At 60.7% G+C, this 24914-nt stretch carries 24 protein-coding genes and 1 riboswitch; of the genes, 17 read left to right on the forward strand and 7 right to left on the reverse strand.

The features are described 5' to 3' along the window. Positions 1–39: 39 nt before the first annotated feature. Complete coding sequence (locus ACA069_RS08970) at positions 40–1353, reverse strand: PQQ-dependent sugar dehydrogenase (protein WP_497617129.1); 1314 nt, start codon at positions 1351–1353, stop codon at positions 40–42. A 68-nt stretch (positions 1354–1421) separates the two neighbouring features. Beyond that, positions 1422–2006 carry a hypothetical protein gene (locus tag ACA069_RS08975; RefSeq protein ID WP_489878553.1) on the reverse strand — a complete coding sequence of 195 codons (585 nt, stop codon included), beginning with the start codon at positions 2004–2006 and terminating at the stop codon, positions 1422–1424. A gap of 153 nt (positions 2007–2159) precedes the next feature. Beyond that, a riboswitch (cobalamin riboswitch) is annotated at positions 2160–2385 on the forward strand. Positions 2386–2466: 81 nt separating this feature from the next. On the opposite strand from ACA069_RS08975, the gene cobO reads away from it, so the two are divergent. From cobO to ACA069_RS09045, 14 genes are all read left to right on the forward strand, one after another. Next, positions 2467–3078, forward strand: coding sequence for a cob(I)yrinic acid a,c-diamide adenosyltransferase (cobO, locus tag ACA069_RS08980; protein WP_187677457.1), 612 nt, complete (start codon positions 2467–2469; stop codon positions 3076–3078). Beyond that, a complete protein-coding gene (locus ACA069_RS08985; RefSeq protein WP_497617131.1) occupies positions 3075–4475 on the forward strand; it encodes a cobyrinic acid a,c-diamide synthase CobB in 1401 nt (466 codons plus the stop codon). Before cobO ends, ACA069_RS08985 begins: the two co-directional genes overlap by 4 nt. Continuing rightward, the gene (gene bluB, locus ACA069_RS08990; protein WP_401269898.1) at positions 4472–5122 is read left to right on the forward strand and encodes a 5,6-dimethylbenzimidazole synthase; all 651 of its coding nucleotides are present in this window, start codon (positions 4472–4474) and stop codon (positions 5120–5122) included. Before ACA069_RS08985 ends, bluB begins: the two co-directional genes overlap by 4 nt. After that, positions 5119–6027, forward strand: a complete 909-nt coding sequence (cbiB, locus tag ACA069_RS08995) for an adenosylcobinamide-phosphate synthase CbiB (protein ID WP_497617134.1) — start codon at positions 5119–5121, stop codon at positions 6025–6027. Before bluB ends, cbiB begins: the two co-directional genes overlap by 4 nt. Further along, entirely contained in the window at positions 6020–7012 is a 993-nt protein-coding gene (gene cobD, locus ACA069_RS09000; protein WP_401269894.1) for a threonine-phosphate decarboxylase CobD, read from the forward strand. Before cbiB ends, cobD begins: the two co-directional genes overlap by 8 nt. After that, the gene (locus tag ACA069_RS09005) at positions 7009–8460 is read left to right on the forward strand and encodes a cobyric acid synthase (protein WP_497617136.1); all 1452 of its coding nucleotides are present in this window, start codon (positions 7009–7011) and stop codon (positions 8458–8460) included. Before cobD ends, ACA069_RS09005 begins: the two co-directional genes overlap by 4 nt. 90 nt (positions 8461–8550) lie before the next feature. Further along, entirely contained in the window at positions 8551–9072 is a 522-nt protein-coding gene (cobU, locus tag ACA069_RS09010) for a bifunctional adenosylcobinamide kinase/adenosylcobinamide-phosphate guanylyltransferase (RefSeq protein ID WP_497617137.1), read from the forward strand. Then, the gene (gene cobT / locus ACA069_RS09015) at positions 9069–10124 is read left to right on the forward strand and encodes a nicotinate-nucleotide--dimethylbenzimidazole phosphoribosyltransferase (RefSeq protein WP_497617139.1); all 1056 of its coding nucleotides are present in this window, start codon (positions 9069–9071) and stop codon (positions 10122–10124) included. Before cobU ends, cobT begins: the two co-directional genes overlap by 4 nt. After that, positions 10121–10696 carry an alpha-ribazole phosphatase family protein gene (gene cobC, locus ACA069_RS09020; protein ID WP_497617141.1) on the forward strand — a complete coding sequence of 192 codons (576 nt, stop codon included), beginning with the start codon at positions 10121–10123 and terminating at the stop codon, positions 10694–10696. The genes cobT and cobC overlap by 4 nt, the downstream gene beginning before the upstream one ends. Before the next feature lies 1 nt (position 10697). Continuing rightward, positions 10698–11429: an adenosylcobinamide-GDP ribazoletransferase gene (locus ACA069_RS09025; protein WP_497617143.1), complete on the forward strand. Its 732-nt coding sequence runs from the start codon at positions 10698–10700 to the stop codon at positions 11427–11429. A gap of 124 nt (positions 11430–11553) precedes the next feature. Next, positions 11554–11958, forward strand: a complete 405-nt coding sequence (locus ACA069_RS09030) for a MarR family winged helix-turn-helix transcriptional regulator (RefSeq protein WP_187677467.1) — start codon at positions 11554–11556, stop codon at positions 11956–11958. Positions 11959–12010: 52 nt separating this feature from the next. Then, positions 12011–13213, forward strand: coding sequence for an MFS transporter (locus ACA069_RS09035; protein ID WP_497617145.1), 1203 nt, complete (start codon positions 12011–12013; stop codon positions 13211–13213). Beyond that, positions 13210–13332 (forward strand): hypothetical protein, encoded by a 123-nt coding sequence (locus ACA069_RS09040; protein WP_305442146.1) that lies wholly within the window; start codon positions 13210–13212, stop codon positions 13330–13332. Before ACA069_RS09035 ends, ACA069_RS09040 begins: the two co-directional genes overlap by 4 nt. 54 nt (positions 13333–13386) lie before the next feature. Then, positions 13387–13947, forward strand: coding sequence for a glutathione peroxidase (locus tag ACA069_RS09045; RefSeq protein WP_497617147.1), 561 nt, complete (start codon positions 13387–13389; stop codon positions 13945–13947). Between the two features lie 81 nt (positions 13948–14028). Here the strand turns inward: ACA069_RS09045 and ACA069_RS09050 are convergent, their stop codons facing one another. The 3 genes from ACA069_RS09050 to ACA069_RS09060 all read right to left on the reverse strand — a co-directional run bounded on the left by ACA069_RS09050 (position 14029) and on the right by ACA069_RS09060 (position 16441). Next, complete coding sequence (locus tag ACA069_RS09050; protein ID WP_497617149.1) at positions 14029–15300, reverse strand: OmpP1/FadL family transporter; 1272 nt, start codon at positions 15298–15300, stop codon at positions 14029–14031. Between the two features lie 146 nt (positions 15301–15446). Next, complete coding sequence (locus tag ACA069_RS09055) at positions 15447–15929, reverse strand: hypothetical protein (RefSeq protein WP_401269879.1); 483 nt, start codon at positions 15927–15929, stop codon at positions 15447–15449. 287 nt (positions 15930–16216) lie between these two features. Next, positions 16217–16441, reverse strand: coding sequence for a hypothetical protein (locus tag ACA069_RS09060; protein ID WP_003223079.1), 225 nt, complete (start codon positions 16439–16441; stop codon positions 16217–16219). A 964-nt stretch (positions 16442–17405) separates the two neighbouring features. On the opposite strand from ACA069_RS09060, the gene ACA069_RS09065 reads away from it, so the two are divergent. Further along, the gene (locus tag ACA069_RS09065) at positions 17406–17729 is read left to right on the forward strand and encodes an SEL1-like repeat protein (protein ID WP_305442149.1); all 324 of its coding nucleotides are present in this window, start codon (positions 17406–17408) and stop codon (positions 17727–17729) included. 175 nt (positions 17730–17904) lie between these two features. Then, a complete protein-coding gene (locus ACA069_RS09070; RefSeq protein WP_187677502.1) occupies positions 17905–19269 on the forward strand; it encodes a DNA recombination protein RmuC in 1365 nt (454 codons plus the stop codon). A gap of 78 nt (positions 19270–19347) precedes the next feature. Here the strand turns inward: ACA069_RS09070 and ACA069_RS09075 are convergent, their stop codons facing one another. Continuing rightward, a complete protein-coding gene (locus tag ACA069_RS09075; protein ID WP_489878562.1) occupies positions 19348–22818 on the reverse strand; it encodes a hybrid sensor histidine kinase/response regulator in 3471 nt (1156 codons plus the stop codon). A 222-nt stretch (positions 22819–23040) separates the two neighbouring features. Beyond that, positions 23041–23583, reverse strand: a complete 543-nt coding sequence (locus tag ACA069_RS09080; RefSeq protein ID WP_401269872.1) for a TetR/AcrR family transcriptional regulator — start codon at positions 23581–23583, stop codon at positions 23041–23043. Positions 23584–23674: 91 nt separating this feature from the next. On the opposite strand from ACA069_RS09080, the gene ACA069_RS09085 reads away from it, so the two are divergent. Continuing rightward, positions 23675–24862, forward strand: a complete 1188-nt coding sequence (locus tag ACA069_RS09085) for an MFS transporter (RefSeq protein ID WP_497617151.1) — start codon at positions 23675–23677, stop codon at positions 24860–24862. Positions 24863–24914: the final 52 nt, after the last annotated feature.

A 24914-nucleotide genomic window follows, 5' to 3' on the forward strand; every position in this document is an offset into this window, starting at 1 on the left:
AGCAGGCTCACTCCTACAGTTGTTTTGGGGCAGGTCAAATTATTTGGTAGAAGAAACGCGCCAAACCTTGTTCCCCACATCATCCGCCACCAGCAAGCCACCTTGCTGGTCGATCACCACGCCTACCGGACGACCCAGTGCATTCTCGTCCTTGTCGAGGAAACCGGTCAGCACATCCACCGGTTGGCCCGTTGGCTTGCCTGCCGCAAACGGCACGAAAATCACTTTATAGCCGCTGTGCGGTTTACGGTTCCACGAACCATGCTGGCCGATGAACGCGCCTTCCTTGAACTGCGCCGGCAGGGTGTTGCCCTCGGCGAACGTCAGACCCAACGAAGCGGTGTGCGGGCCGACGGCGTAGTCCGGAGCGATGGCTTTGGCGACCAGGTCAGGATTCTGCGGCTCCACCCGCACATCGACGTGCTGGCCGTAATAGCTGAATGGCCAACCATAGAAGCCGCCATCCTTGACCGAGGTAATGTAGTCCGGCACCAGATCGCTGCCGATCTCGTCACGTTCGTTGACGGCTGTCCACAGCGCGCCACTGGTAGGCTCCCACGCCAGGCCGTTAGGGTTGCGAATGCCCGAGGCAAAGATCCGGTGATTGCCGGTCGCCCGGTCCACTTCCCAGATCGCCGCGCGACCTTCTTCCTGATCCATGCCGTTTTCGCCGACGTTGCTGTTCGAGCCGACGGTGACGTACAGCTTGCTGCCGTCCTTGCTGGCGATAACGTTTTTCGTCCAGTGGTGATTCAGCGTGCCACCGGGCAGATCCGTGACCTTGATCGGCTGTGTCTTGATCTCGGTCGCACCGGCTTCGTAGTTGAAGCGCAGCAAACGATCGGTGTCGGCGACATACAGATCATTGCCAACCAGGGTCATGCCGAACGGCGAGTTGAGGTTTTGCAGAAACACCGTGCGGGTTTCGGCCACGCCGTCGTGGTCGGCATCACGCAGCAACGTAATGCGATTCGGGCTTGGTACGCCGGCTCCGGCCTTGCCCATGACTTGCTTCATCACCCAGCCTCGAACGCCTTTGCTGTCGTCAGGTTTCGGCGGGGCGTTGGTTTCTGCCACCAACACGTCGCCATTGGGCAGCACGTAGAGCCAGCGCGGATGATCGAGGCCTTCGGCAAACGCAGCCACTTGTGTGCCTGCCGCGGCAGTCGGTTTTGCGCCCTCGGGCCAGCCGATCGCCGGGGCGATATTCACCGTCGGGATCAGGGTTTTATTCGGTTCAGGCAGTTTCGGTGACGGGCCGGTGCCGTCGGTGACTTGCAGGCTGGAGGATTCACCACAGGCGGCGAGCCCTCCGGCGAGAGCGATGACGAGAGCGAGCTGGGACTTGCGCATTACTGATCTTCCCTATGAATGCATTGACCTAATCATAGAGAAGCGCGCAAGCCCGATGGTTCAACTGCTCAACCGCGGGCCTCTTTGAACAGCACGGCGATACCCGGGTGATAGTTGCCGGTTTCACTGCGCAACTTGCGATAGGCATAGGGGAAATACCAGGCGACGGCGCAGGTGTGTTCCTTCTGTAGGTCGTCGACCATGTCCTGCAGTTCTTCGGGGCTGGCGCTGTGCTGGGCTTTTTGCGGCGCAACAAACAGGCAGCCGAGCTTGAGGTCGCTGGCGAAGCTGATGCGTTTGGCGTCGCTGGTGATTTCCAGCAGGGCTTGGGTCAGGTTGAGGTTGTTGACCCGAGGCCAGCGTTGCGTGGCCTGAATGTAAGCGCGGTCTTCGCTGCCAGCGAGGAACAGATCGGCGCGGGCATTGCGTTCGCCTTCTTCGTTCTGCTTGCGCGTGGCCGTCTGTTCAAGCGTAACCAGTTCGGCCATCCAGGCTGCCGCCGAGAGCAGCCCTAGATTGGCTTTTTCGTCATGCCAGTAGGGCGTGTCGCTGTCGCCGCGCACGGCGTTGTAACGGTCGATACAGTCAAACCAGCGTTCCAGCACCGGACGCAGAAATTCCAGGCGCGGGTTGCTGATGATCATGCCTTGCATGTGGCTCACCTTATTCTTGTGTGATGTGAGATTGTGGCTCTTTGATATCACTCTTGAGACTGTGGCACAAGATTGGCGTCAGATAATTGATCGGCGGCAGTTATTCGCCCGTTGGCCCCCTCTTTAATTGACGCTCCACCCCCAACCCTCTAACCTTCGCGGCTTGTTTCAGGTGCTCTGTGGCTTGCGTCGACAGAGTGAAACAGGGAAGCCGGTGAGGGTTGTCTTCAGAGCAAGTACGACTACGATCCCGGCGCTGCCCCCGCAACGGTAAATGAGTGAAAACTGCGTCTTGTGCCACTGCTCAACAGCGGGAAGGCGCGCAGTCCGGCGAACGCCGCTCATGAGCCCGGAGACCGGCCTGATCCATCCAGCGGCATCACGGTGGGCGATGCCAGGCTTTTTGCCGTCTATTCTTGTGCCTGCCCGCCGTTATCCAGCCTCAACGGAGAGCTCCCCCATGACTGATTCCCCCGAGCGTGACGAACGCCATCTGGCGCGTATGCAGCGCAAAAAAGCCGTGATCGATGAACGCATCGCCAACTCGCCCGACGAGTGCGGCCTGGTGCTGGTCCTGACCGGCAACGGCAAAGGCAAAAGCAGTTCGGCGTTCGGCATGCTCGCCCGCGCCATGGGCCACGGCATGCAGTGCGGCGTGGTGCAGTTCATCAAGGGTCGCCACAGCACGGGCGAAGAGTTGTTCTTCCGCCGCTTCCCCGAGCAAGTGCGTTTCCACGTCATGGGCGAGGGCTTCACTTGGGAAACCCAGGATCGTCAGCGCGACATCGCCGCCGCCGAAGCCGCGTGGGAAGTGTCCCGTGAACTGCTGCGCGATCCGTCGATCGGTCTGGTGGTGCTGGATGAATTGAACATCGCCCTCAAGCACGGCTACCTCGATCTTGATCAGGTGCTCAGCGACTTGCAGGCGCGTCCGCCGATGCAGCATGTGATCGTCACCGGTCGCGGCGCCAAGCCGGAAATGATCGAGATGGGCGACACCGTCACCGAAATGGGCATGCTCAAACACGCTTTTCAGGCTGGCATCAAAGCGCAAAAAGGCGTCGAACTTTGAATCAACCACGTCACTGCCCGGCGGTACTGATCGCCGCGCCGGCCTCCGGTCAGGGCAAGACCACCGTCACCGCCGCGCTGGCCCGTTTGCATCGCAATCAGGGGCGCAAGGTGCGCGTGTTCAAGTGCGGGCCGGACTTTCTCGATCCGATGATTCTCGAGCGCGCCAGCGGTGCGCCGGTGTATCAACTGGACATGTGGATGGTTGGCGAGCAGGAGAGCCGTCGCCTGTTGTGGGAAGCCGCCGCTGAAGCTGATCTGATTCTGATTGAAGGCGTGATGGGCCTGTTCGACGGCACGCCGTCGAGCGCGGATCTGGCGCGGCATTTCGGCGTGCCGGTGCTCGGCGTGATCGACGGCACGGCCATGGCCCAGACCTTTGGTGCGTTGGCGCTGGGCTTGGCGAAGTATCAGCCGGATCTGCCATTCGCTGGCGTGTTGGCCAACCGGGTCGGCACATTGCGGCATGCGCAGTTGTTGGAAGGCAGCCTTACCGAAGGTTTGCGCTGGTATGGCGCGCTGTCCCGCGAGACCGGCATCGAACTGCCGAGCCGTCACCTCGGCCTGGTTCAGGCCAGTGAACTCAATGACCTCGATATGCGCCTGGACGCTGCCGCCGAAGCGCTTGCCAGCAGTTGCGAGGTAGCGCTGCCACCGGCCGTGGAATTTGCTGCGCCTGAGGTCATCACTGCAGAGCCGTTATTGAAAGGTGTACGAATTGCCATCGCCCGCGATGAAGCCTTTGCCTTCACCTATGGTGCGAGCCTCGATCTGCTGCGAGCGATGGGCGCCGAGTTGAGTTTCTTCTCGCCGATTCGCGACACGCAATTACCTGAGGCGGACAGCCTTTACCTGCCCGGCGGTTACCCGGAATTGCATCATGTGGCGCTGGCGCAGAACACCGCGATGCTCGACGCGATTCGCGCACACCACGCGGCGGGCAAACCGTTGCTCGCCGAGTGTGGCGGCATGCTGTATCTGCTCGATTCGTTGACCGACGTTGAAGGCACTCGTGCTGAACTGGTGGGGCTTCTGGCGGGTGATGCGGTGATGCAAAAGCGTCTCGCCGCTCTGGCGCTGCAAGCGGTGGATCTGCCAGAAGGTTCGCTGCGCGGCCACACTTATCACCATTCCCTGACGACCACTGAATTGACACCGATAGCCCGGGGCCTGAGCCCGAATGGCGGGCGCGGGGCAGAGGCGGTTTATCGGGAAGGGCGGATGACGGCTTCGTATGTGCATTTTTATTTCCCGTCGAATCCTGCGGCTATCGCTGCGCTGTTTGCGCCTGACTCCGAAGCCGCCTTCGCGAGCAGGCTCGCTCCCACAGTTGAAACGGTGGTGACTGAAGAAATGCGATCCCTTGTGGGAGCGAGCCTGCTCGCGAAAGGGCCATGACAGACAACGCATTTTCCGAAGCCGAACGCGCAGCGGTCTACAAAGCCATCGCCGAACGCCGCGACATGCGCCACTTCACCGGTGGCACCGTCGCGCCCGAACTGCTGAGCCGCTTGCTCGAAGCCGCGCACCAGGCGCCAAGCGTCGGCCTGATGCAGCCGTGGCGATTCATCCGCATCAGCGACCGTACCCTGCGCGGGCAGATCCAGAATCTGGTGGAAGAAGAGCGCATCCGCACAGCCGAAGCGCTCGGCGAGCGCAGCGATGAGTTCATGACACTCAAGGTCGAAGGCATCAATGATTGCGCGGAAGTGCTGGTCGCCGCGCTGATGGACGATCGAGAAAAACACATCTTCGGTCGCCGCACGCTGCCGGAAATGGACATGGCGTCGCTGTCCTGTGCGATCCAGAATCTTTGGCTGGCATCGCGCGCCGAAGGCCTGGGCATGGGCTGGGTCTCGCTGTTCGAGCCGCAGGCACTCGCCGATTTGCTGAAACTGCCGGCGGGGGCCAAGCCGTTGGCCGTTCTTTGTCTTGGCCCGGTCAAGGAATTCTATCCGGCGCCGATGCTGGTACTCGAAGGGTGGGCGCAGGCGCGTCCGCTCAATGAGTTGCTGTATGAAAATTATTGGGGAGTGAGTCAATGAGTGTGGCGTTGTTGAGTGTCGCCGCAGTGGCGCTGGATGCGCTGTTGGGTGAACCGAAACGCTGGCATCCGCTGGTGGCGTTCGGCAATTTTGCCGGGCGCATCGAGCAACGTTTCAACGCCGGTGGCCGTGGCTGGCGCAGTCATGGCGTCACCGCGTGGGTGATCGCGGTGTTGCCGCTGACGTTGCTCGCCACCGCGTTTTCCTGGGCGCCGTACGTGGGCTGGATCGTCGAGATTCTCGCGCTGTATTGCGCCCTCGGCATGCGCAGCCTCGGCGAGCACGTCGAGCCAGTGGCCAAGGCGTTGCGCGCTGATGATCTGGACGAGGCGCGTACGCGTGTCGGCTATCTGGTCAGTCGCCAGACCAGCGAACTTGATAGCACCGCCGTCGCCCGCGCCGCCACCGAATCGGTGCTGGAAAACGGCAGCGACGCGGTGTTCGCCGCGTTGTTCTGGTTTGCCGTGGCGGGCGCGCCGGGCGTCGTCCTCTACCGTTTGAGCAACACCCTCGACGCGATGTGGGGCTATCGCAACGAACGCTTCGAGCGTTTCGGCTGGTGCGCGGCAAAGATCGACGACGTCCTCAACTATATTCCCGCACGCCTTGTGGCTTTGACCTACGCAGTGCTGGGCAAAACCCGACTGGCCTTGAAGTGCTGGCGCACGCAGGCGCCGAAATGGGACAGCCCCAATGCCGGCCCGGTGATGGCGGCCGGTGCCGGTGCGCTCGGTGTGGAGCTGGGTGGCCCGGCGATTTACCACGGCGAATTGCATGAGCGTCCGCAACTGGGCGAAGGCGTTCAGGCCGATGCCGACTCTATTGATCGTGGCTGGCAATTGGTTCAGCGCGGCGTATGGTTGTGGCTGCTGATTCTCTGCGTGGGGGCTGAATTCTATGCTTGAGCACGGTGGCCGGCTGCGCAAGGCTGCACTCGATTACGGTATCGCCGAGGCCGACTGGCTCGATCTGTCCAGCGGTCTGGCGCCGTGGCCGTTTGCGATCCCGGAAATCCCGCTGCGCGCCTGGGCACGCTTGCCGGAAACCGATGACGGTCTGGAGCAGGCGGCGTGCGATTACTACGGTGCATCGCAAGTGCTGCCGGTGGCCGGTTCGCAAATGGCGATCCAGTTGCTGCCGCGTTTGCGTCGGGCCGGCAAGGTCGGTGTGCTGTCGCCGTGTTATGCCGAGCACGCCGAAGCCTGGCGCCGCAGCGGCTACATCGTGCGCGAAGTGCTGGAGCAGGAAGTCGAGTTCTTTCTCGACAGCCTCGACGTGCTGGTGGTGGTCAATCCGAACAACCCGACCGGCCTGAGCCTGACCCCGGCGCGCCTGCTCGACTGGCATGCACGACTGGCCCCGCGCGGCGGTTGGCTGGTGGTTGATGAAGCGTTCATGGACAACACTCCGCAGCTGAGTCTGGCTGCGCACACCCATCAGATCGGTCTGATTGTGTTGCGCTCGTTCGGCAAGTTCTTCGGTCTGGCCGGGGTGCGACTGGGTTTTGTACTGGCCGAGCGCAAGTTGCTCAAGCTGCTCGCCGAACAGGTCGGGCCGTGGGCCGTCAGCGGGCCGACGCGGGTGCTGGGCCAAGCCTGTCTGCAAGACACTGAAGGCCACACACGCCAGCGGATTCGTAGCGATGAGGCCAGCGAACGGCTGGCGCTGTTGCTGGAACGCTACGGTTTCAAACCGCAGGGTGGTTGCGCGCTGTTTCAGTGGCTGATCACCGAGCACGCGCAAGCGCTGCACGAATTCATGGCCCGACGGGGGATTCTCCTGCGCATCTTCCCCCACAACAGCAGTGTGCGTTTCGGCCTGCCCGCCAACGCCGCTGAAGAATCCCGTCTCGAACAAGCGCTGCAAGCGTTCGCCAAGGAAATCCAATGACAACGCTGATGGTGCAAGGCACCACGTCCGACGCCGGTAAAAGCACACTGGTGACGGCGCTGTGCCGCTGGGCGACCCGGCAGGGCGTGGCGGTGGTGCCATTCAAGCCGCAGAACATGGCGCTCAACAGCGCGGTGACCGCCGACGGTGGCGAGATCGGCCGCGCGCAAGCGGTGCAGGCGCAAGCCGCGAACCTTGAGCCGCACACCGACATGAACCCGGTGCTACTAAAACCCAATAGCGATACCGGCGCGCAAGTGATCATCCATGGCCGCGCCGTCACCAGCATGAACGCCGTTGCCTATCACGACTACAAAGCCATCGCGATGAAAGCGGTGCTCGCCTCCCACGAGCGACTCAGCGCCGCGTATCCGCTGGTGATGGTCGAGGGCGCCGGCTCGCCGGCGGAGATCAATCTGCGTGCCGGCGATATCGCCAACATGGGCTTTGCCGAAGCAGTCGATTGCCCGGTGCTGCTGATCGCCGACATCAATCGTGGCGGGGTTTTCGCTCATCTGGTGGGCACGCTGGAACTGCTCTCGCCGAGCGAACAGGCACGGGTCAAAGGCTTCATCATCAACCGTTTTCGCGGCGACATTGCCTTGCTGCAGCCGGGCCTCGACTGGCTGAAACAGCGCACCGGCAAACCGGTGGTCGGCGTGCTCCCTTATGTGATGGATCTGCATCTTGAGGCCGAGGACGGCATCGATCAGCGCCAGACCGACAAGACCGAGCAGGTGTTGAAAGTGGTGGTGCCGGTGCTGCCGCGCATCAGCAACCACACCGATTTCGATCCGCTGCGTCTGCACCCACAAGTGGATTTGCAATTTGTCGGCCCGGGGCAAGCGATTCCGCCGGCTGACCTGATCATCCTGCCGGGCTCGAAAAGTGTGCGCAGTGATCTGGCCTATTTGCGTGCCAATGGCTGGGATACGGCGATCAGTCGCCATTTGCGTTATGGCGGCAAAGTGCTGGGTATTTGCGGCGGTCTGCAAATGCTCGGCGAGCAGGTGCACGATCCGCTCGGTCTGGAAGGCGCGCCGGGTTCCAGCGCCGGGCTCGGTTTGCTCGCGTTCGAAACTACGCTGGAAGCCGAGAAGCAACTGCGCAATGTGCGCGGGCGTCTGACGCTGGAAGATGCCGAGGTCAGTGGCTATGAGATTCATGCCGGTGTAACCACCGGGCCGGCGCTGGAGAATGCAGCGGTGCAGCTCGATGATGGTCGTTGCGACGGTGCGCAGAGTGTTGACGGGCAAGTGTTCGGCACCTATCTGCATGGCCTGTTCGAGTCGCCGGCGGCCAGTGCGGCGTTGCTGCGCTGGGCCGGGTTGAGCGATGTGCAGGAGGTGGATTACCACGGGTTGCGCGAGCGTGATATCGAGCGCCTGGCGGATCTGGTGGAGAAGCATCTCGATACTGATCTGTTGCGTCAGCTCTGTGGGATTTAAGTTGCCTATGGCTGCTCGAGATCCTTTTTAGGAGTGAGCCTGCTCGCGATAGCGCCAGTTGCCTCACCACATAACTTTCAGGATGTCCCCATGCTCCAACTGATCCTCGGCGGCGCCCGCTCCGGCAAAAGTCGTCTGGCCGAAAAACTCGCCACTGACAGTGCGCTGGCCGTGACCTACATCGCCACCAGCCAACCGCTTGACGGCGAGATGAACGACCGCGTCGCCCATCACCGCGCCCGTCGTCCTGCCGAATGGGCACTCATCGAAGAACCGCTCGAACTGGCCCGTGTCCTGCGCGAAAACGCCAGCGTCACGCAATGCTTGCTGGTCGATTGCCTGACCCTGTGGCTGACCAATCTGCTGATGCTTGATGACGCTGAGCGTCTCGCCGCCGAACGCGATGCCTTGCTCGACTGCTTGGCATCACTGCCGGGCGAAATCATTTTTGTCAGCAACGAGACCGGAATGGGTGTCGTGCCGCTGGGCGAATTGACTCGCCGCTATGTCGATGAAGCCGGTTGGCTGCATCAAGCTTTGGCTGAGCGCTGTCAGCGTGTTGTCCTGACCGTTGCCGGCCTGCCCCTGACTTTGAAAGGATCTGCGTTATGACCCAAACCTGGTGGCTGAACCCGTGCAAACCGGTGCATGCCGATATCGTCGAGCAAGCGGCAGCGCGGCAACAGCAACTGACCAAGCCGGCCGGTTCGCTGGGCCAGCTTGAGTCGGTGGCGGTGCAACTGGCCGGTCTGCAAGGGCAGGTGAAGCCGACGCTTGAGCAGGTCTGGATTGCGATTTTTGCCGGTGATCATGGCGTGGTCGCCGAAGGCGTATCGGCGTATCCGCAGGAAGTCACTGGGCAGATGCTGCTCAACTTCGTCAGCGGCGGCGCGGCGATCAGCGTGTTGGCGCGACAGCTCAATGCACAACTGGAAGTGGTGGATCTGGGCACGGTGACGCCGTCGCTGAACCTGCCGGGCGTGCGCCACCTGAACATCGGCCCGGGCACTGCGAACTTTGCGCAGGGTTCGGCAATGACGCAGGCCCAAGGTGAACTTGCATTGCAGGCCGGTCGCGACAGTGTGTTGCGAGCCAAAGCCGCAGGCGCGCAGTTGTTCATCGGCGGCGAAATGGGCATCGGCAATACCACTGCGGCCAGTGCGCTGGCCTGTGCCTTGCTCGATTGCCCTGTCGCGCACCTGACCGGCCCCGGCACCGGGTTGAATGCCGAGGGCGTCAGCCATAAGGCGCAAGTGATCGAGCGCGCATTAGCCTTGCACGCAGCTCAGCGTGGCGATGCCTTGCAGACTTTGTTCAACCTCGGCGGTTTCGAGGTTGCGGCGTTGGTCGGCGCGTACCTGGCGTGTGCGCAGGAAGGTATTGCGGTGCTGGTCGACGGCTTTATCTGCACAGTCGCCGCGTTGGTGGCGGTGCGCTTGAATCCGGCTTGCCGCGAGTGGCTGCTGTTCGGCCATCGCGGTGCCGAGCCGGGCCACCGTCATGTGCTGGAGACGCTGAACGCCGAACCGTTGCTGGAACTCGGCCTGCGCCTGGGTGAGGGCAGCGGTGCGGCGTTGGCGGTGCCGTTGTTGCGTCTGGCCTGTGATCTGCACGGGCAGATGGCAACGTTCGCCGAAGCCGCTGTGGCGGATCGTCCGGCATGACCTTGCATCTGGATCTGCTACGCCACGGCGAGACTGAACTGGGCGGCGGTTTGCGCGGCAGTCTCGACGATGCGCTCACTGAAAAGGGCTGGGCGCAGATGCGCGAAGCCGTGATCGCGGGCGGGCCTTGGGATCGACTGGTCAGTTCGCCGTTGCAGCGTTGCGCGCGGTTCGCCGCTGAGCTTGGCGAGCAACTGAATCTGCCGGTGCAACTGGACAAAGATCTGCAAGAGCTGCACTTCGGCGCTTGGGAAGGGCAGAGCGCCGCCGCGTTGATGGACACTGATGCCGAGGCGTTGGGGCTGTTCTGGGCGGATCCGTATTCGTTCACACCGCCGCAGGGCGAGCCGGTCAGCGACTTTTCTGCGCGAGTGTTGGCAGCGGTTGCGCGGCTAAACGCGGCGTATGCGGGTGAACGGGTGCTGTTGATCAGTCATGGCGGTGTAATGCGCCTGTTGCTGGCGCAGGCTCGGGGTTTGCCGCGTGAGCAATTGCTCAATGTCGAGGTGGTTCACGGCGCGTTGTTTTCACTCACGGTCGCCGTTGATGGTTCGCTCAAGGAAGGTCACTGACATGTTGCCGCTGTGGATCGCCCTGCAATTTCTCAGCAGTTTGCCGATTCGATTGCCCGGAATGCCGGAGCCGGAACAGCTTGGGCGATCACTGCTGTTCTATCCGTTGGTGGGGCTGCTGTTCGGCGTGATTCTGTGGGCGCTGAACTTGGTGTTGGCCGGTGCGCCATTGCTGCTACACGCAGCGTTGCTGTTGACGGTGTGGGTGTTGCTCAGCGGCGCGTTGCACCTTGATGGTCTGGCCGACAGCGCCGATGCCTGGCTCGGCGGGTTTGGTGATCGTGAGCGCACGCTGACGATCATGAAAGATCCGCGCAGTGGGCCGATTGCGGTGGTGACGCTGGTGTTGGTGTTGTTGCTCAAGTTCGCCGCATTGTTGGCGTTGATTGACCAGCAGCAGGCGGTGGCGCTGATCATCTTGCCGTTGCTCGGGCGGGCGGCGCTGCTGGGGTTATTTCTGACCACGCCGTATGTGCGTGCAGGTGGGTTGGGGCAGGCATTGGCCGATCATCTGCCGCGCAGGGCGGGGTGGTGGGGGCTGGGGATCAGCGCCTTGGCTTGTGTGGTCATCGCCGGGCTCAAGGCAATTGTTGCGCTGCTGGTCGCTGTTGGTGTGTTTGTCTGGTTGCGGCACGTGATGGTGCGGCGGTTGGGTGGGACGACCGGGGATACGGCGGGGGCTTTGCTGGAATTGCTGGAGATGGCGGTGTTGGTGGGGTTGGCGTTGTTTTAAAAGCAAAAGATCGCAGCCTTCGGCAGCTCCTACATGGGATTGCGTACCCTGTGGGAGCTGCCGAAGGCTGCGATCTTTTGATCTGTAACTTGATTTAACACAGTCGCGGGTATATACACGCACCATGCTTCCTTCTCAGTGTTTATGCACCAACCTGCGTCGCGCCGCTCGTGGCGTCAGCAGGCATTACGACGGCGCTCTCGATGGCTTCGGGATCAACGTTGCCCAGTATTCTTTGCTGTGCAATCTGCAACGTCTGGATCAACCGAGCATTTCTGAACTGGCCGAAGCCATGGGCCTGGATCGCAGCACCCTCGGGCGCAATCTGCGCGTGCTCGAAGGCGAAGGGCTGGTGGCGCTGGCTGAGGGCGAAGACATGCGCAACCGCATCGTCAAGCTCACCGATACCGGTGTGCAGCGCCTGGCGGCAGCTTTGCCGGCGTGGGAGGCGGCGCAGCAGCGGTTGATCGACCGCTTGGGTGCCGAGAAGCGTGAGACCTTGCTCAGACTGCTGGACGAACTGGCATAGCGCCGGTTTTTTCGGATTCAAGCGGGTATATACCCGCGACTGGAGAATAACAATGACATCGATGTGGCGTACGTGCGGTTGGGTGTTGCTGGGGAGTGCGCTGATCCTGGCGTTGTCATTGGGCGTGCGGCACGGTTTCGGTCTGTTTCTGTCGCCGATGAGCGCGCAGTTCGGCTGGGGGCGTGAAGTGTTCGCCTTCGCTATCGCCTTGCAGAACCTGATCTGGGGCCTGGCCCAGCCGTTCACTGGTGCGCTGGCCGACCGTTTCGGTGCGGCGAAAGTGGTATTGGTCGGCGGTGTGCTCTACGCCTTGGGCTTGGTGTGTATGGGCTTGTCCGACTCGGCGGTGACTCTCTCGCTGAGCGCCGGTTTGCTGATCGGTATCGGTTTGTCCGGCACCTCGTTCTCGGTGATCCTCGGCGTGGTCGGTCGCGCCGTGCCACCGGAGAAACGCAGCATGGGCATGGGCATTGCCAGCGCTGCGGGTTCTTTCGGCCAGTTCGCCATGTTGCCGGGTACGTTGGGGCTGATTGGCTGGCTCGGATGGTCCGCCGCGTTGCTGGTGTTGGGCCTGTTGGTGGCGATGATCGTGCCGCTGGTGAGCATGCTCAAGGACAAGCCGCTGCCGGTGCTCGGCCATGAGCAAACATTATCCGAGGCCCTGCGCGAAGCCTGTTCGCATTCCGGGTTCTGGCTGTTGGCGTTCGGTTTTTTTGTCTGTGGATTTCAGGTCGTTTTTATCGGTGTGCATCTGCCGGCGTATCTGGTCGATCAACACCTGCCGGCCACGGTCGGCACCACGGTGCTGGCGCTGATCGGCCTGTTCAACATCTTCGGCACCTACACGGCCGGATGGCTGGGTGGGCGCATGTCCAAGCCGCGCTTGCTGACGGCGCTGTATTTGTTGCGGGCAGTGGTGATCGTGTTGTTCTTGTGGTTGCCGGTGACGACGACAACGGCCTATCTGTTCGGCATGGCCATGGGGTTCTTGTGGCTGTCGACGGTGCCGTTGACCAACGGTACGGTGGCGACCTTGTTTGGCGTGCGAAACCTGTCCATGCTCGGTGGCATCGTGTTCCTGTTCCATCAGCTCGGTTCGTTCCTCGGCGGCTGGCTGGGCGGAGTGGTGTATGACCGTACCGGGAGTTATGACTTGATCTGGCAAGTGGCGGTGCTTCTGAGCCTGCTGGCGGCCGCGTTGAATTGGCCGGTGCGCGAGCGTCCGGTCGAGCGCCTGCAAGCGAGCGCCGTATGAGCCGACTCTGGCCACGTATTGCCGTCATCGCACTCGGCGGCGCCCTGCTGGCGCTGGTGTGGTGGGGCTGGCATCAGGGTGGTCTGGCCTTGATGCAGTTGGGCATGAGTATTTGCTAGAAAGAAGCCCGGCGAGTAACTTCATGGTTTGAAGACTTCTCAAGGATGCCCGACATGCTCAAGCGCTGGTGTGCTGTTCCCGCGTTGCTGATGGCGTTGACTGGCCTGGCTCAGGCCGCTGACTGTCCGGAATTGTTGCAAGGCTCGCTGCCCAAATTGCGCGCCAAGGAATCCATCGATCTGTGTCAACGCTATGCCGATAAACCGCTGGTAGTGATCAATACCGCCAGCTTCTGTGGTTTTGCGCCACAGTTCGAAGGCCTTGAGGCGCTCAATCAGCGCTACAAGGCGCAGGGGCTGGAAATGCTTGGCGTACCGTCGAACGACTTCAAACAAGAGTCCAAGGACAGCGCCGAGACCGCCAAGGTCTGCTACGCCAACTACGGCGTGACGTTCGCCATGACCGAGCCGCAAAAAGTACGCGGTGATGACGCCACGCATCTGTTCCAGGTGCTCGCTGCGCAGAGCAGTGCGCCGAAGTGGAATTTCTATAAGTACGTGGTCGATCGTCAGGGTAAAGTGATCGCCAATTTCTCCAGCCTGACCAAGCCCGATGATCCGGAATTTATTGCGGCGATCGAGAAGGCTATCGCTTCAAAACCACTGAAACCCTGATCGGCGCCCATGAAAAAGCCCCGCCTCTGCAAAGAGAGCGGGGCTTTTTAGTGGGCGAGGGATCAGCCTCGCCCAACAGCATCAGAAGCGGTAAGTAGCGCCGACACCGAAACCGTTTGCCGAGTTTTCATACTTGGAGTTGTAAGTCTGGCCACGATCGTTTTCGTTGCGAATGTTGACCGACTCTTCCTTCAGGTACGAGTAAGCGACGTCGATGGTCAGGTCTTCGGTCGGGCTCCAGCCAGCGCCGATGCTGAAGATGGTCCGGTCGCCGGTAGGGATGCGTGGCGAACGGTCGACGTTGTTGGTTGGCGACTGGTCGAAGGTCAGACCGGTACGCAGTACCCATTCCTTGTTCAACTGATACGAAGTACCGATTGCATAGGCCCAGCTGTCATGCCAGTTCTGGTCTTCGTTGATCTCGCCGAACTGGCCGGCCAGCGCCGGCTGTACGCCGGAGTTCTTGACGGTGATCTTCTCCAGCTGGCTCCAGCGGGTGAAGGTAGTACCGGCATAAACGTTCCAGCGCTCGTTGATCGCCTGGGTGACCGAGAGGTCGACGGACTCAGGTGTGGTGATCTTCAACGATGCGTCGTACTTCTGGCTCGGGTTCAGACCGGCCAAGGCCAGTACACCGTAGTTGACCTTGGTGTTGCCTTCGAGCTTGTAGTCGACTTTCGAGTGGTACGTCAGACCCACGCGGGTAGAGTCGGTGGCTTGTACCAGCAAGCCAACGTTGTAGCCCAGTGCGGTGTCGTCGCCCTTGATCTTGACCTTGCCGTCTGGCGCTGCCTGAGTGATCGACAGGTTGGATTCCAACGAGCCGTCGATGCGGTTGATGGTCGGGCCGAAACCGATCGACACCTTGTCGTTGAAGGCGTAGCTGACGGTTGGCTGGAAGGTGATGACTTGTACTTCGGACTTGCTGCCGAAGTAACGGCCGGCAAAGCCGTTTTCATAATCAGTGATCAGGCCGAACGGCACATAAACGCCGAGGCCGAATGCCCAATGATCATCAATCGGTTTGACGTAGAAGCCCATAGGTACAGCGGTGAAGGGCACCATGTCGCCTTTGTTGCTGCCGCCGTTGGGGCTGGAGCTGGCATTGCTGATATCGGTATGAGCATCGACAACGGCTACACCGCCGGTAACTTGTTCGCGCTTGATGCGCGACATGCCGGCGGGGTTGCCATAAACAGTACTTGCGTCGTCTGCAGAAGAAGATCGCCCGGCAAAACCAGTCCCCATCCCACTGATGCTTTGTTCGTTGAGGGCAAAGCCGGCCGCGAAAATTTGAGTGGAGGCAAGGGTAACGGCAAGGCTAAGGGTGGTTTTGAGCATGACTTTTTTCATTATTAGAACTCCTGATGATCACCGGGGCGAAAATTACCAACATTTTCGCCTCAGCGCTATAGTCTGTATGCCTTGAGTTAGAGCGGTTTTGTAGGACAATCAGACCAAAATCACGACCGGTTGAGCGATCTTGTGAAACTGCTCGGTCAGCAAGCGACCTGATTCAGCGGTGAAACACAAGTTTGCCAGGCGTACGTGAAGTCACGCAGACGACCCTGAGGCTGGAAGGTCTGACGCCAGATGCGCGCCATGCCGAGCAGATCGTTCGGTTCGGGGAGGGTGGGGTTTTGTTCTTCTACCAATAGCCAGGCGATGGCTGTGGCGTAACGTAGATTGACGGTCAGTTCCAGGTGCGGGCCGCTTAGAAAGGCATGTTGACTGGCGAGCCCGCGAACCAGGCTGGCACGCTCCGGATCGAGCGCGAGGTAATCATCCCAGAGTGCCTGATGACGATGCTCGGCGATGCGATAGAGGCCGTGGCCACGGCGGTCATGCAGGGCTGATCCGAGGGCGGACTGGCTGGCGGCAATGCCCAGCAAAAGGGATTCGGCGGTTGCGCAGTGACGTCCCAGATAAATCAGCGTAGGACGGATCACATAGCGACACAGTTCGCTGGCAGCGATACCCATAAATCCCTCGGATCTTGTTATTGGGCGGCGAAACCTGAAGGGGGCCTTGGCAGCGGTGGATCGACTCAGGCTCGCCGGAAGCGGATCACGCCGCTTGAGTTGAAGTGTAGTGTCATATTCGCGACGTAAAGGTCTGTTTTTAAAATATTTCCGGCTGCGAGTTATAACCCTTATATCCGATGGTGCTTATGCGCCAAGAGTAAAAAGTGAAATATCAGGCAATAAAAAGCCCCGCGTTTTAAGCGAGGCTTTTGCTTTTGCTTTTGCTTTTGCAGCCTTTGCGGCTCTCAGGCAATCAATGCCTGACGGGTGCGGTCGATCACGGCCTGCAGCGGTTCGGCGCTGGAGTATTGATCGGGGTACAGACGCTCGCTGTGGCGGGCGATCCCGTGTTCATTGACTACGGTGAAGCTGAAGCAACCTTTGCGAGCGGCCATGATCAGGCAGTTCATTGGAGCAAAAGCATTGGTTAGGGTGCGAATGGCATCCTGAGTATGGATTTGAGTAGACATAGTTATTAGGTGTTCCTACAAATGACACGGATAAGAACCGTGCAACGTTAAAACGTTCCAGTAATGTCGACCACCATTGGTCGAACAAAGAACCCGACTGGAACAAAGCAGCCAGTTTGAAGCGCTGATAATTTGGCGCGCTTGGGCTGGCAGGTAGGTACTTAGGAGGGCAGGCAACACATCAAGGGCAAAGGTTCTGGGCCCGGGGTGAAGATCCTGATCAATTTGCAGGTTGGTTCGGTCAGAGTAAGTAGCCTTCGCAACACCCTTTGCATTCATTCAAAGGCGGTGTCGTCGCAAGATTTACCTGGAAACCATCGAGGGGTCGTTCCCGCTTTTTTCGGTGAAGGCTTCTGTGAAGAAGATTGACCGTGGGGATGTGTTCGACCGGAATTGACTTTCAGCTTGGTACTAACGCCGCGGATACTAACGGATCGAAATGGGTAAAGCAAACTCTGCGGTGAAAAATATTGCAGGCGGGGGACAGATCTGCCTTGCGAGACGCTGGACTGCCCCGAACTGGCTCACATCTCGACCGTTGGTCGGTGAGGGATTTTTTGTAAAACCACGCGACAGAGCGGCTTATCCCCAGGATTACTGCCAAAACGACCCGAAAAAGCGCACCGATATAACCGGGTAACAGGTACTTGTGCACATTAGTTGCGCGCGCTGTAACGGCGCTGTCACATCAATCCTGACTCCGGTGGCTGCCTGTAACGAAAGTTTAAGTCAATGAAAAACATCGCTTTTTTTTGTTGGTGAAAAAATCGTCAGTTTGACTGCGAGCCCCATTCTACAAGGCTTTGCGACGGTTGGAGGGCGGTTGTCCACTGAGTTATCCACAGCTTCTGTGGATTGTCCCAAGCGCTTGCTCTAGGACGGGCGTGCCGGGTTATTTTTCGACTTTACCTGTAAGAAAAAGAGAGTAGAGTGGCGCGCCTTCCGATCTGTCCCACAGTGCTTTATGAAGTTTCGCTCAGTATCAGACTCTGTTACCTCAGAACCTCCCCGTGTTACCTCCCCTAAGCGATTTTCCGTGCGCGTTGCCGAGTGGCTGCTCGACAGCCCGCGCCTGAGCGACAGCCATAATGCCAAACACCTGGCCGGCCGCTTGCTCAAGCAACCGGCGCGCGAAGGCGTGGTCGCTGCGCAAAGCCGTCTCGGCCAGTTGATGTGCCGCGAGTGTGGCAATGCCCGGGATCGCCGGATCGGTCAGGATCTGTTACGCCAGGCCGCCCGCGCCGGCGATCACCGTGCGCAACAGGAACTTGGCCTCATCGAAGACTGAGCTGTCCAAGTTCTGACACCTTGGTTAACCTTCAGACTTTATCGGATCGGCAGGAGTGGCTATGGCTATGGACTTGACCAGCGTGCTGCTCGGTCTCGCAGGGGCGGGGCTGCCGCTGCTGGCGTTGGCCTGGCAACTGCAACGCCGGGCGAGCGACCGACAAGCCGAGGTGGCGTTGCTTGAAGAGCGGCTGGCCATGGCGCAACTGGCGCAGGACGGGCTCAACGCTCAACTCGATGCCAGCCGTGACGAAGTTGCCGATCTTGGCCAGGCCAACGCGGCCAAGCAAGCTGACCTGGCGGCTCTGCGCCGCGAAGTCGAGTTGCTGCAAATCGAGCGCGACGACGCCCGTGATGCCTCTCACGCCTGGAACCTCGAACGCGCCAACAAAGAGGCGGAACTGCGTCGCCTCGACGCTCAGGCGGCTTCGCTGAACGCCGAGCTGCGTGAACAACAGGAAAGCCATCAACAACGCCTCGACGACCTGCAAGGTTCGCGCGATGAGCTGCGTGCGCAGTTCGCCGAGCTGGCAGGCAAGATCTTCGACGAGCGCGAACAGCGTTTCGCCGAGACCAGTCAGCAGCGCCTTGGCCAGTTGCTCGATCCGTTGAAAGAACGCATTCAGTCTTTCGAAAAGCGCGTGGAGGAAAGCTATCAGGCCGAAGCCCGAGAGCGCTTCTCGCTGGCCAAGGAACTGGAGCGCTTGCAGGCGCTCAACCTGCGCCTGAGTGACGAAGCGACCAACCTGACCCGTGCACTGAAAGGCCAGAAAACCCAGGGCAACTGGGGCGAGCTGATCCTTGAGCGCGTGCTGGAACACGCAGGTCTCGAGAAGGGCCGCGAGTACCAGACCCAGGTCAACCTCAAAGGCCCGGATGGCGAGCGCTTCCAGCCGGATGTGATCATTTATCTGCCGGGCGACAAACAAGTGGTGGTCGACTCCAAGGTCAGCCTCACGGCGTATCAACAGTACGTTGCCGCCGACGACGACACGCTTGGGCAGATCGCGATCAAACAGCACGTGCTGTCCCTGCGCAATCACGTCAAAGGCCTCGCCGGCAAGGATTACAAGCGCCTGGAAGGCCTGCACAGTCTCGATTTCGTCTTGCTGTTCGTACCGATCGAAGCGGCGTTTTCGGCGGCATTGCAGGCCGAGCCTTCGTTGTTTCAGGAGGCGTTCGATCGCAACATCGTCATTGTCAGCCCGACCACGTTGCTGGCGACACTGCGCGTCATCGACAGCCTGTGGAAGCAGGAGCGCCAGAGTCAGAACGCCCGGGAAATCGCCGAGCGCGCCGGTTGGCTCTACGACAAGTTCGTGCTGTTCATTCAGGATCTGGACGAGGTCGGCAATCGCCTGCAACAACTGGACAAAGCCTACAGCTCAGCACGCAACAAACTGACAGAAGGGCGCGGCAACCTGGTCAGCCGCAGTGAGCAGCTCAAACTGCTGGGCGCACGGGCGAGCAAGAGCTTGCCGGCGGATCTGCTGGAGCGGGCGATGACGGATGTCGATGGGCTGGTTGAGTTGCCGGAATAAAGATCAAAAGATCGCAGCCTGCGGCAGCGCCTACACGGGATCCATGTAGGCGCTGCCGCAGGCTGCGATCTTGTGCTTTTAAAGGGGCAAATACCGACTCAACAACGCCCGCAACGCCGCCGGTTTCACCGGTTTGGCCAGATAATCCAGCCCCGCCGCATGCACCTGCGCGACCATCTCTGGCCGCCCGTCGGCACTGATCACCACACCCGGCACCGGCTCACCCAGACGCGTACGCAACCACGCCATCAACTCGGTGCCGGTATCGCCGTGATCCAGGTGATAGTCGACCAACGCCAGTTGCGGCCGCACCCCGTCACTGAGCAGCGCCTCACATTCCTCGCGATTGCGCGCTGTCCAGACCTGACAGCCCCAGCGACTCAACAGGCTGTTCATGCCGATCAGAATGCTGTCTTCGTTGTCGATACACAGCACCCGGGCGCCGCTTGGCAACTTGCCGTTCAGCTCGACAGCAGCGCTCGCCGGCAAAGCCTGCGTGCGAGCCAGCGGCACACTGACACTGAACACGCTGCCGCGCCCCGGCCACGAGCGCACGCGCAATGTATGGCCGAGTACGCGACACAAACCATCAGCGATCGCCAAGCCCAGCCCCAGGCCTTTTTCGGCGCGGGTCTGATGGCTGTCGAGGCGTTTGAACTCTTCGAAAATCACCTGCTGTTTGTCTTCCGGAATACCCGGCCCGCGATCCCATACCTCCAGACACAACTCCCCACCACGTCGCCGCACACCCAGCAGCACCGGACCTTTGGCGTAGCGAAAAGCGTTGGTCAGGAAGTTTTGCAGAATCCGCCGCAGCAACTTGATGTCGCTGTCGATGCGCAAATGGCTGCCACGCACACGGAAGCTCAAACCTTGTTCCTGCGCCAGCGCCTTGAACTCGGCACCTAGGGTGTCGAATAGCTCATTGACCACAAACGCCTTGCGATCCGGGTTGATCTTGCCGTTTTCCAGACGGGAAATGTCCAGCAGATCACTGATCAGGTCTTCAGCTGAACGCAACGAGCTGTCGAGGTGGTGAACCAGTTTCTGCGCCTCGCTGCTCAAACCGTCGTCCTGATGGGAGAGGGCGGCAGAGAACAGCCGCGCGGCGTTCAACGGTTGCATCAAGTCATGGCTGACTGCCGCGAGAAAGCGGGTTTTCGACTGGTTGGCGGCCTCGGCGGTGCCCTTGGCTTCGGTCAAGGCGACGTTGAGCTGCGAGAGCTCTTGAGTCCGCTCACTGACCCGTTGCTCCAGCCCCTCGTTGGCCTCGGTCAGCGCCTGCTCGGCTTCACGGAACGCGGTGATGTCAGTAAAACTCATGACGAAACCGCCGCCGGGCATCGGGTTGCCGATCAGCTCGATCACCCGGCCGTTGGGGAACAGTCGTTCAGACGTATGCGCGCGGCCCTGACGCATCCAGTGCAGGCGTCGGGCGACGTGGACTTCCGCTTCGCCGGGGCCGCACAAGCCGCGTTCGGCGTTGTAGCGAATGATGTCGGCAATCGGCCGGCCGACGCTGATCAGGCCGTCCGGGTAGTTGAATAGCTCCAGATAGCGCCGATTCCACGCCACCAGTTTCAGCGACTGGTCGACCACGCTGATGCCTTGAGTGATGTTCTCGATGGCGCCTTGCAGCAGGGCGCGGTTGAACTGCAACACTTCCGAGGCTTCGTCTGCAATTCGGACGACATCCTCCAACTGCATTTCCCGACCTTCGATGGCGGCTTTTACTACCGCTCTTGTCGAAGAGGCGCCGAGGACACCCGCCAGCAATCGCTCGGTGTGGGCGATCCATTCACCGTCGGCGTTCTGATTCGGGTTGAAGCCTTTGCCTTGGCGATAAGCGAAACGGATAAAGCTTTGCCGCGCGCGTTCTTCACCGACAAAGCGTGCCGCCAGTTGCAGCAAATCATCAATCTGCACCGCCAGCATCGAGCGCGCACTCGGCCGGGCGCTGATTTCCTGGCCGATGAAACGCCCGGCCTGCCAGTGCTCCGACACACGTGTGCGAGACAGCACCGAAACCCAGGCGAACAACGTGAAGTTGCCCGCCAGCGACAGCACCACGCCTTGGGTCAACGGCGTGATTGGCAGATTCAACGGGTTGCTGTGCAGCCACGCCAGACCGGGGAACGTGTCCAGCGGCCAGCCGAGGCTGCGCGCGGCAATCGGCAGGATCAATGTGTAAAACCACAAGAAGGTGCCCGTAGCGAGACCGGCAAACACGCCGCGACGGTTGGCTTGTTTCCAGTACAGTGCGCCGAGCATGGCCGGGGCCAGTTGCGTCACCGCGGCGAAGGCGATCTGGCCGATGGTCGCCAGGCTGGCGGTGGAGCCGAGCAAGCGATAGGCGACGTAAGCCAGCAGCAGAATCACTACGATGCTGACTCGGCGCACCGACAGCATCCACTGGCGGAACACTTCAAACGGGCGCTCGGCGTTGTTGCGCCGCAATAGCCACGGCAACAGCATGTCGTTGGAGACCATGGTCGACAGCGCCACGCTGGCGACGATGACCATGCCGGTCGCCGCCGAAGCGCCGCCGATAAACGCCAGCATCGCCAGCGCCGGATGGGCCTGGGCCAGTGGGAGGCTGATCACGAACGAGTCCGGCAGCACATCGCTCGGCAGCAGCATCTGACCGGCGAGGGCGATAGGGACTACAAACAGCGCGGCCAAGGCGAGGTAAGCCGGAAACACCCATTTGGCCAGGCGCAGATCCTGCGGGTCGATGTTCTCGACCACCGTGACGTGAAACTGTCGTGGCAAACAAATGATCGCCATCATCGCTACGCCAGTCTGTACCACCATCGACGGCCAATTAATCGTTTCCTTCCAGTATTCCTCAAGGCGCGGGGCGAGCATCGCCTGATTGAACAAATCGTCGAAGCCGTCATACAGGCCATAAGTGACGAAGGCGCCGACGGCGAGAAACGCGAACAGCTTGACCAAAGACTCAAAGGCAATCGCCAGCACCATGCCACGGTGGTGTTCCGTGGCGTCGAGGTTGCGTGTGCCGAAGACGATGGTGAACAGCGCCAGCACCAGCGACACGATCAGCGCGGTGTCCTGGGCGCGGGTGCCCATCGCGTCGGCACCGGCGCCGATCAACAGGTTTACCCCGAGGACGATGCCTTTGAGTTGCAGGGCGATATAGGGGAGGACGCCGACCAGGCAGATCAGCGCCACGACTACCGCCAGCGATTGCGATTTGCCGTAGCGTGCGGCGATGAAGTCGGCGATGGAGGTGATGTTCTCCTGTTTACTGATCATCACCATTTTTTGCAGAACCCACGGCGCGCCGACTAACAGCAAAATCGGCCCGAGGTAAATCGGCAGGAATGACCACAACTGTTCGGCAGCCTGACCAACCGCGCCGAAGAATGTCCAACTGGTGCAATAAACCGCCAGCGATAGGCTGTACACCCAGGCACGCACTCGCGGCGGCAGCGGCGCACTGCGACGGTCGCCGTAGAAGGCGATGGCGAACATGATGGCCATATAGGCCAGGGCGACGACGGCGATCAGCCCGGTGGACAACGGCATGCAACACTCCCGACAGAAGACTCCCCGGCACTCCTGCCCGGGCGGACAGTCTCGCATGAGTGCGGCGGTTAGTCAGTGTCGACCAAGGTCGTGGCGTGGCGGGGTGTCGCAGGCAGGGAATCGGGTGGTTTTGATGCTGATTGGGCGGGCCTTTTCGCGAGCAAGCTCACTCCCACATTTGGAATGCATTCCCCTGTGGGAGCGAGCTTGCTCGCGAAGGCGTCAGTCCTGTTTCAACGCAATATCGATCAACCGGTGCAGCTCCTCTATCTCCAGCGCCGTAGCCGAAAACAGAATCCGGAACACCACCGGCGCCACCACCAGATTGATCAACCGATCAACACTCGGCGCCGTTTCAGCGGGGTGCCGTTCGATGATGGTCTGCAACTGCGCCCCGATAATCGTCACGCAATACCCCGGCGTCGCACTCGCCTGCACGTCGCGCATCATGTTGCGGCCCGGCTCCGAACTCATCTCGTCGAGGTATTGCTCGGCCCACGCGCGGACATCGCTACGCAGGCTACCGGTTTGCGCCGGCTCGCTGTCGGGACGCATGCGGGCGAGGGCGACGTCGGCCAGCAACGCCGCCAGATCACCCCAGCGCCGATAAATCGTCGACGGCGTCACCCCGGCGCGCGCCGCGATTTGCGGCACGGTCACAGTTGAACGCTCCTGTTCTTGCAGAAGCGCGCGGACTGCCGAGTGAATCGACTCTTGCACCCGGGCACTGCGACCGCCCGGGCGTAAACCTTCTTTAATAGCCATGCGGCAGACCTTAACACAAAGAATTTGCTTTAAGCGTTGGGCGGTAGCACACTCCGCAAAAGCAAAAAATTAGCTTTTGCGGAGTGTGCACATGAATAGTCCCGTTTCCCATCGCTCGAACCTGTGGTTTCTGGCGATCACCTTACTCAGTTTTCTCGCCGCTTCCACCGCGCCGACGCCGTTGTATCACCTGTATCAGGATCAACTGCACTTCTCGGCAGCGGTGCTGACCCTGATTTTCGGTGTCTACGCGTTGAGCCTGCTGGCGGCTCTACTGACCGTCGGTTCGCTCTCGGATCATTTGGGACGCAAACCGGTGATTTTCACCGCGGTGCTGCTCAATGCGCTGGCGATGTTGCTGTTTATCTATGCCGACAGCGTCAGTTGGTTGATCGGAGCGCGGGTACTGCAAGGTTTTGCCACCGGCATGGCCACTGCGGTGTTAAGTGCGACGCTGCTCGATACTGACCGCCAGCACGGGCCATTGATTAATAGCGTTGCCCCGTTGCTCGGGATGGCATTGGGGGCAATGGGCTGTGGTTTGCTGGCCGAATTTGCCCCGGCGCCGTTGCAACTGACTTACTGGCTGCTGCTCGCGCTGTTTGTGGGGCAGGCGTTGTACGTCTGGCGCCTGCCGGAAAGCATTACGCCGCAAGTCGGGGCGTGGGCCTCGTTGCGGCCGACCTTGCATGTACCGGTTCAGGCCCGTGCCACGTTGTGGCGAGTGCTGCCGCTGAACACCGCGACCTGGGCGCTCGGCGGTTTTTACGCATCGCTGGCGCCATCGCTGGTGCGCACCGCCACCGGTTCCACCTCCAACCTGATCGGTGGCGCGACCGTGGCGGCGTTGACAGTGACCGGTGCGCTGATGATTTTCACCTTGCGTAATGGTGCCGCCACTCGGGCTTTGCAGATAGGTGCAAGCTTGCTGCCGAGCGGTCTGGTGCTGATTCTGCTGGGTGTGCACAGCGCCAGTCTGTCGCTGTTTTTCCTCGGTACGCTGGTCGCCGGTTGTGGTTTTGGTTCAGGCTTCCTCGGCGCGGTACGCAGCCTGGTGCCGCTGGCGTTGCCCCATGAACGGGCCGGGTTGATGTCGGCGTATTACGTGTTGAGCTATCTGGCGTTTTGCTTACCGGCTCTGCTGGCTGGACATTTCACCCATAGCCTCGGACTGCTTGCCACGACCGATGTGTATGGCGGGGTACTTATCGTACTGGCCATCGGTGCTTTGTTGCTCACTCTGCGTCCGCAATCGGCCAAGGTGTGCGGCGCTCCATAACCGCAGCGCTTTCGGTTAGCCTTGCCCAGTCATTCTGTTCTCGGATCCACTC

The organism is Pseudomonas sp. LBUM1652 (assembly GCF_059716105.1).